Below are 6,454 nucleotides of genomic sequence, written 5' to 3'. Positions count from 1 at the left end.
CGTCTCAGTGGGGTCGCATTATAGGGAGCGGCGGATTTTACGCAAGCGTTATTTGCATAAAATAGTAATTAAAATTAAGCCCCAAGCAAGCACACATGATAAGCACAAGTTACCCACAAAACCCTGTTGATAACTCTGTTTTTGAACTTTAAAACTAAACACTTTTATCCTGATGTGATAAGTTGCGGTCACTTTTTTAACTCATGTATTTAGGCAGTATCCATGACAGACATAATAAATAGTATAAGTGCCCTTCTATGGGGGCAAGTTCTCGTCTACTTATTAATAGCAGCGGGCCTCTTCTTTACTTTTCGACTAGGCTTTATTCAATTTGTACAATTCCCACATATGTTCAAAGTTATGTTTGGTTCTCGTAAATGTGCCGATAACGAAATTTCATCCTTTCAGGCTTTTTGTACTTCATTAGCAGCTCGTGTCGGTACTGGTAATATGGCTGGTGTTGCTGTTGCTTTATATTTAGGTGGTCCAGGTGCTATTTTCTGGATGTGGCTTATTGCATTAATAGGTATGGCTACAAGTTTTGCCGAGAGTACTTTAGCTCAGGCTTATAAAACAAAAGATGCAGATGGTAATTTTAGAGGTGGCCCTGCTTATTACATGCAAAACGGTTTAGGCAAACGTTGGATGGGGATTTTATTCTCGTTATGTTTAATTTTAGCCTTTGGTTTAGTATTTAACGCAGTACAGTCAAACTCTATTGCTGCAGCATTTGAAGTAGCGTTTGATGTACCTAAGTATATAGTAGGCATTTGCTTGGTTATCGGCTCTGGTATTATTATTTTTGGTGGATTGAAAACGATTTCTCGTTTTGCCGAAATGGTTGTGCCGTTTATGGCATTAGCTTACTTATTAGTTGCCCTTTACGTATGCGCTATTAACTTCACTGCATTACCTGATGTAATTGTACTTATAGTAAAAAGTGCTTTTGGTATTGAACAAGCCGGCGCAGGTGCAATTGGTTATGGTGTTACGCAAGCGATGATCCAAGGTATAAAGCGTGGTTTGTTTTCAAACGAAGCTGGTATGGGTAGTGCAGCTAATGCCGCTGCAACTGCAACGCCTTACCCTCCTCACCCAGCATCACAAGGTTATGTGCAAATGCTAGGTGTATTTATTGATACTATTGTTATTTGTACAGCGACTGCTTCTCTTATTCTGTTATCGCAGCAATTAGTACCTGAATCTGGTGTTATGGGGATTGAACTTACACAAGCGGCGTTACAAGAACATGTTGGTGACTGGGGTACTTACTTTATTGCCATTGCTATACTCTTTTTTGCTTTTACTTCTATTGTGGCTAATTACTCTTACGCTGAAACAAATTTAATGTTTTTAGGACGCAACTCTAATAAAGGGATGTTTATCTTTAGACTGGTTGTTCTAGGTATGGTGATGTTTGGTGCTGTTGGTGAGCTTGGTTTAATTTGGACGCTGGCAGATATATCAATGGGTTTAATGGCCATTGTAAACGTTATAGCGCTATTTATGCTTTCAGGTGTTGTTGTATGGCTCTCTAAAGATTACAACGAACAACGCAAAAAGGGCTTAATACCCACCTTTGACAAAAGTAAGCATCCTAAACTTGCTAAAGAGGTCGATCCCGAGGCCTGGAAATAAACAATAAACAGCGAGCTACGGCTCGCTTTTTTAGTTCTAAAAATAAAAAGTCCTGACACATAGCACTCGATCATTTATAAGTAAAAGCTGTTACGGACGATAAGAACTGTATAGACATTATCTGATTATCAGCCTAGATAAGACAACCTACAAAAACAGATGTTTAATGCCCATAGCTCTGCATTTTGTATAAGCACTTTATTGTTTACCTATTTGAAGTTCTCACCATAACTCTAGACTTACTCTTACCCGCGATTTTTAACTTCCAATGAGCATGTGTTAGCAACCAATTCGACAACTATACCAACCTGCATAAATCTATGAGCAATTTAACGAATTAAATTGCACTATAACGTCGTTAAAAATTTTTATTTAGAACACTAGATACAAAAATTTTTGCCTAAATCTAGCGTAATTTTCTTAACCTTAAATAGACCCCATATATAAGCAGATTGGTATTACTTTATGCTACCAGCACATAGGTGTTTGAACTTTGCTTTCAAGGTTATTTGCTCTCGAGGTGTAGATTGCTTTACTGTTTTGAATTTTTTAAAGCTAATGGCCTACTTTACTGGTTGTTATCATAAGTCTATGACGCTTAGTTCAGTTCAAAGTGTATTCATTAGCATAAAGTACTGTGTGTCGCTAAGGATTGCATGGCTGGTTTATTTGAGGCGCTATAGGATTGGGTTTGGAAATATTACATTATGCTTACTCATATATATCTTTAATACGATAGATATACAAACTCTTAATGAACTACCACACAACGCTATTATTGGGTAGACCATGCATAAAATAGTGCATATCAAGATAATATAAATCATAGAAAACATAAAAATGATAAATCAGGATTTTTACTGGATATTTTATAGATATTAGAAGATTTATTAGATATTTTTTAAGCAGAGCGCTTAATAGAGAGATGGTGCCCGAGGCCGGACTTGAACCGGCACGACTTGTTAGTCGAGGGATTTTAAATCCCTTGTGTCTACCAATTCCACCACTCGGGCATCGAGTTTGCTAATTAAAGCGTGTGGAGTAAATTATATGGAGGCGGAACCCGGAGTCGAACCGAGGTAAACGGATTTGCAATCCGGTGCATGGCCACTCTGCCATTCCGCCTAAATGTATCCAAATAATTTGGAGCGGTACACGAGGCTCGAACTCGTGACCTCGACCTTGGCAAGGTCGCGCTCTACCAACTGAGCTAGTACCGCAAAATACTGTTTTATCAACTTCAAATCATCTTGGTAAAATAATTTAAAGTGGTGCCCGAGGCCGGACTTGAACCGGCACGACTTGTTAGTCGAGGGATTTTAAATCCCTTGTGTCTACCAATTCCACCACTCGGGCATCGAGTTTGCTAATTAAAGCGTGTGGAGTAAATTATATGGAGGCGGAACCCGGAGTCGAACCGAGGTAAACGGATTTGCAATCCGGTGCATGGCCACTCTGCCATTCCGCCTAAATGTATCCAAATAATTTGGAGCGGTACACGAGGCTCGAACTCGTGACCTCGACCTTGGCAAGGTCGCGCTCTACCAACTGAGCTAGTACCGCAAAATACTGTTTTATCAACTTCAAATCATCTTGGTAAAATAATTTAAAGTGGTGCCCGAGGCCGGACTTGAACCGGCACGACTTGTTAGTCGAGGGATTTTAAATCCCTTGTGTCTACCAATTCCACCACTCGGGCATCGAGTTTGCTATTAAAAGCAAGTGGATAAAACTAATATGGAGCGGTACACGAGGCTCGAACTCGTGACCTCGACCTTGGCAAGGTCGCGCTCTACCAACTGAGCTAGTACCGCATCATATTAATTCTAAATTAACCATTTTATAAATTACACTTGGTAATGTAATTAAACCACAAAGTGGTGCCCGAGGCCGGACTTGAACCGGCACGACTTGTTAGTCGAGGGATTTTAAATCCCTTGTGTCTACCAATTCCACCACTCGGGCATCGAGTTTGCTAATTAAAGCGTGTGGAGTGTTGAAATGGAGGCGGAACCCGGAGTCGAACCGAGGTAAACGGATTTGCAATCCGGTGCATGGCCACTCTGCCATTCCGCCCCAATACTGGAGTAATAACCTTGAGATAAACTTGGAGCGGTACACGAGGCTCGAACTCGTGACCTCGACCTTGGCAAGGTCGCGCTCTACCAACTGAGCTAGTACCGCATTTTATTTATCAGTTATTTGAATTAACACATGATGATTTATGTGAACATTCAGGTAACTGATTAATTACCGTTTTGTTTATCTCGGGGGCTATGCCCTCTCAACACGGACGCATTCTACAGAGATTATTAAACGCGTCAATACAAAAAATGCTAGTTTTGAACTGTTTGCTTGTTTTTTATCTAAAACGGTGCGTTATTATACATTTAGAGTTAATTTTTAGTCAATTCACCCCATGCTGCACGTAAATATTGCATCATAGAACTCAAGGTTAAAAAGGTCGCAATATACAGTAGTCCAAAACTTAAATAGTTCATCCACGTATCATATTGCCAAATCAAACCGATAATGGCTAACATTTGTGCAGCCGTCTTTATTTTACCCATATTTGATACAGCTACATTACCACGCTTACCCTGCTCTGCCATCCATTCACGAAGTGCAGATATGATAATTTCACGGCTTATTATAATAAGAGCAGGTATTGTCATGTACATTGACTGGTACTGATCAGATAACGCTACAAGTGCAGCACATACCATTACTTTGTCAGCAACAGGATCTAAAAAAGCACCAAAAGGAGTTGATTGCTCAAGCTTTCTTGCCAAATAACCGTCTAATATATCGGTGATCGATGCAAGCCAAAAAATAAAGGCGGCAGCAAAAAAAGCCCAGCTATAAGGCAAATAAAATATCACCAAAAAAACGGGGATAAGAAAAAGTCTAAATGTTGTGAGTGTGTTTGGAATATTCCACATAACTACTTGGATATGTCTTTTTTGCTATATTCGCATGTAGGGCTAGCCCTTGTCATGCAAATGGTTAAATATCTTCTCAGCCATGTCAGGGCTGATCCCAGGAACTTTCTTTAACTGTTCTATATTAGCAGCTTTTACACCCTGCATGCCCCCTAAATATTTTAATAATGTTTGGCGACGCTTAGAACCTACTCCATTTATTTCTTCTAGTAGTGATTGTGTACGTTGTTTTTGTCGTTTATTACGATGCCCTGCAATAGCAAAACGGTGAGACTCATCACGTATATGCTGAATCAAATGAAGCGCAGGCGCATCTGAATCCATCGGAATGGTTTTGCGTCCACCATCAATCAATAGTGTTTCAAGACCGGGTTTACGACTCGTTCCTTTTGCAACACCGACTAATAAAGGCATTTTAGTGTGCGGCCAATTAGAAAAGTACTGCTCAGCGCGTCCTAACTGCCCCTTACCGCCATCAATAAAGATAACGTCTGGAATTTTGTCTTCGTCTACTAACTTGTTATAGCGCTTGTTAAGTGCAAATTCCATTGCAGCATAATCATCGCCACCTGTAATACCTGTTACGTTGTAGCGCCTATACTCTTTTATATTTGGGCCTTGTGAGTCAAATACAACACAACTTGCAACGGTGTTCTCCCCCATGGTGTGGCTTATATCAAAACACTCCATTCGGGTAATATCGTCAAGTCGCAGTGTTGCTTTTAATTGTGCATAACGTTTATTAATAGAGTCTTGGGTACTTTGTTTAACCGCAATACTGTTTAATGCATTTTTATTGGCCAGTTGTAAGTATTGCGCACGCTCACCACGAGTGACCACTTTAAGGATTACTTTGCGCTCACTTATTTGTGTAAGCGCTTCGCCGAGTGCCCCGCTCTCTTCTATTTCAAACGGTAATATGATTTCTTTTGCAATACGCCCTGTTGCCCCTGGCGCTAAATAATACTGTCCTAAAAATGAAGTCAATATTTCTTGCTCACTCGAATCTTTAGGTACTTTTGGAAAATAGGTTTTACTACCCAGTACTTTATGATCGCGGATCATTAATAAATGAATGCCGTTTAACCCGTTTAAATGCGCAAAACCGACAACATCCATTTCTGCAAAGTTACCAGAAATAGACTGTTGCTCCTGCATTTTACGAAGTAGCATTATTTGGTCGCGAACTTTTGCCGCTAATTCAAAGTTTAATTGCAGGCTGGCTGCTTCCATTTTTTTTATTAAATCAGCAATAACTTCGTGAGATTTACCCGTTAAAAATTTACGAACATAGTCAACTTGCTCACTGTAATCATCATCAGTTACTTTATTTACACATGGAGCTGAGCAACGTTTAAGTTGATATTGCAGACACGGGCGACTTCTTGCGCGGTAATAAGCATCTTCACATTGACGAACAGGAAATATTTTTTGCATTAAGCGCAAGCTTTCAGATACAGCTCCTGCGCTTGGGAAAGGCCCAAAGTACTCACCTTTAATTTTACGACTGCCACGATGAAATGCTAAACGAGGGTGTTTATGGCTAGTGAGTAAAATATAGGGGTACGACTTATCGTCGCGTAATAATATGTTGTACCGAGGCTGATATTTTTTTATTAGATTATTTTCAAGCAGCAGCGCTTCGGTTTCAGTATTGGTGAGGGTGACTTCAATGTTACAAATATTACTCACTAAAACGCGTGTTTTGCTATCGGTAATGTTACTTCTAAAGTAACTGCTCACACGCTTTTTTAGATGCTTTGCTTTACCAACATAAATAACTTGGTTATCACTATCAAGCATGCGGTATACGCCCGGCTCACTTGATAGCGTTTTGAGAAAATGTACGTGATCGAATTCAGACATAAATTATA

The 6,454-nt window shown here is 39.9% G+C and carries 3 protein-coding genes and 11 tRNA genes; 1 reads left to right on the top strand and 13 read right to left on the bottom strand.

Annotation, left to right across the window (positions count from 1 at the left end):
• Positions 1 to 222: 222 nt before the first annotated feature.
• Positions 223 to 1,638, top strand: coding sequence for an alanine/glycine:cation symporter family protein (locus I6F40_RS08750; protein WP_197192763.1), 1,416 nt, complete (start codon positions 223 to 225; stop codon positions 1,636 to 1,638).
• Positions 1,639 to 2,564: 926 nt separating this feature from the next.
• Here I6F40_RS08750 and I6F40_RS08745 read toward each other — a convergent pair.
• From I6F40_RS08745 to uvrC, 13 genes are all read right to left on the bottom strand, one after another.
• Positions 2,565 to 2,651: transfer RNA gene (locus I6F40_RS08745), tRNA-Leu, on the bottom strand.
• Positions 2,652 to 2,689: 38 nt separating this feature from the next.
• A tRNA-Cys gene (locus I6F40_RS08740) sits at positions 2,690 to 2,763 on the bottom strand.
• A gap of 19 nt (positions 2,764 to 2,782) precedes the next feature.
• Positions 2,783 to 2,858: transfer RNA gene (locus I6F40_RS08735), tRNA-Gly, on the bottom strand.
• A gap of 49 nt (positions 2,859 to 2,907) precedes the next feature.
• Positions 2,908 to 2,994 (bottom strand) — tRNA-Leu (locus I6F40_RS08730).
• Between the two features lie 38 nt (positions 2,995 to 3,032).
• Positions 3,033 to 3,106 (bottom strand) — tRNA-Cys (locus tag I6F40_RS08725).
• A 19-nt stretch (positions 3,107 to 3,125) separates the two neighbouring features.
• A tRNA-Gly gene (locus I6F40_RS08720) sits at positions 3,126 to 3,201 on the bottom strand.
• 49 nt (positions 3,202 to 3,250) lie between these two features.
• A tRNA-Leu gene (locus I6F40_RS08715) sits at positions 3,251 to 3,337 on the bottom strand.
• A 39-nt stretch (positions 3,338 to 3,376) separates the two neighbouring features.
• Positions 3,377 to 3,452 (bottom strand) — tRNA-Gly (locus I6F40_RS08710).
• A gap of 64 nt (positions 3,453 to 3,516) precedes the next feature.
• A tRNA-Leu gene (locus I6F40_RS08705) sits at positions 3,517 to 3,603 on the bottom strand.
• Positions 3,604 to 3,640: 37 nt separating this feature from the next.
• Positions 3,641 to 3,714 (bottom strand) — tRNA-Cys (locus I6F40_RS08700).
• 32 nt (positions 3,715 to 3,746) lie between these two features.
• Positions 3,747 to 3,822: transfer RNA gene (locus I6F40_RS08695), tRNA-Gly, on the bottom strand.
• 212 nt (positions 3,823 to 4,034) lie between these two features.
• Positions 4,035 to 4,580 (bottom strand): CDP-diacylglycerol--glycerol-3-phosphate 3-phosphatidyltransferase, encoded by a 546-nt coding sequence (gene pgsA / locus I6F40_RS08690; RefSeq protein WP_032827134.1) that lies wholly within the window; start codon positions 4,578 to 4,580, stop codon positions 4,035 to 4,037.
• 42 nt (positions 4,581 to 4,622) lie between these two features.
• The gene (gene uvrC / locus I6F40_RS08685; RefSeq protein WP_197192762.1) at positions 4,623 to 6,446 is read right to left on the bottom strand and encodes an excinuclease ABC subunit UvrC; all 1,824 of its coding nucleotides are present in this window, start codon (positions 6,444 to 6,446) and stop codon (positions 4,623 to 4,625) included.
• Between the last annotated feature and the right edge of the window lie 8 nt (positions 6,447 to 6,454).

It is taken from the genome of Pseudoalteromonas sp. SWXJ133, assembly GCF_015864365.1.
Lineage (GTDB): Bacteria > Pseudomonadota > Gammaproteobacteria > Enterobacterales > Alteromonadaceae > Pseudoalteromonas > Pseudoalteromonas arctica.
The sequence above is the reverse complement of the archived record's forward strand: the minus strand, read 5'-3'. Positions and strand labels throughout refer to the sequence as shown.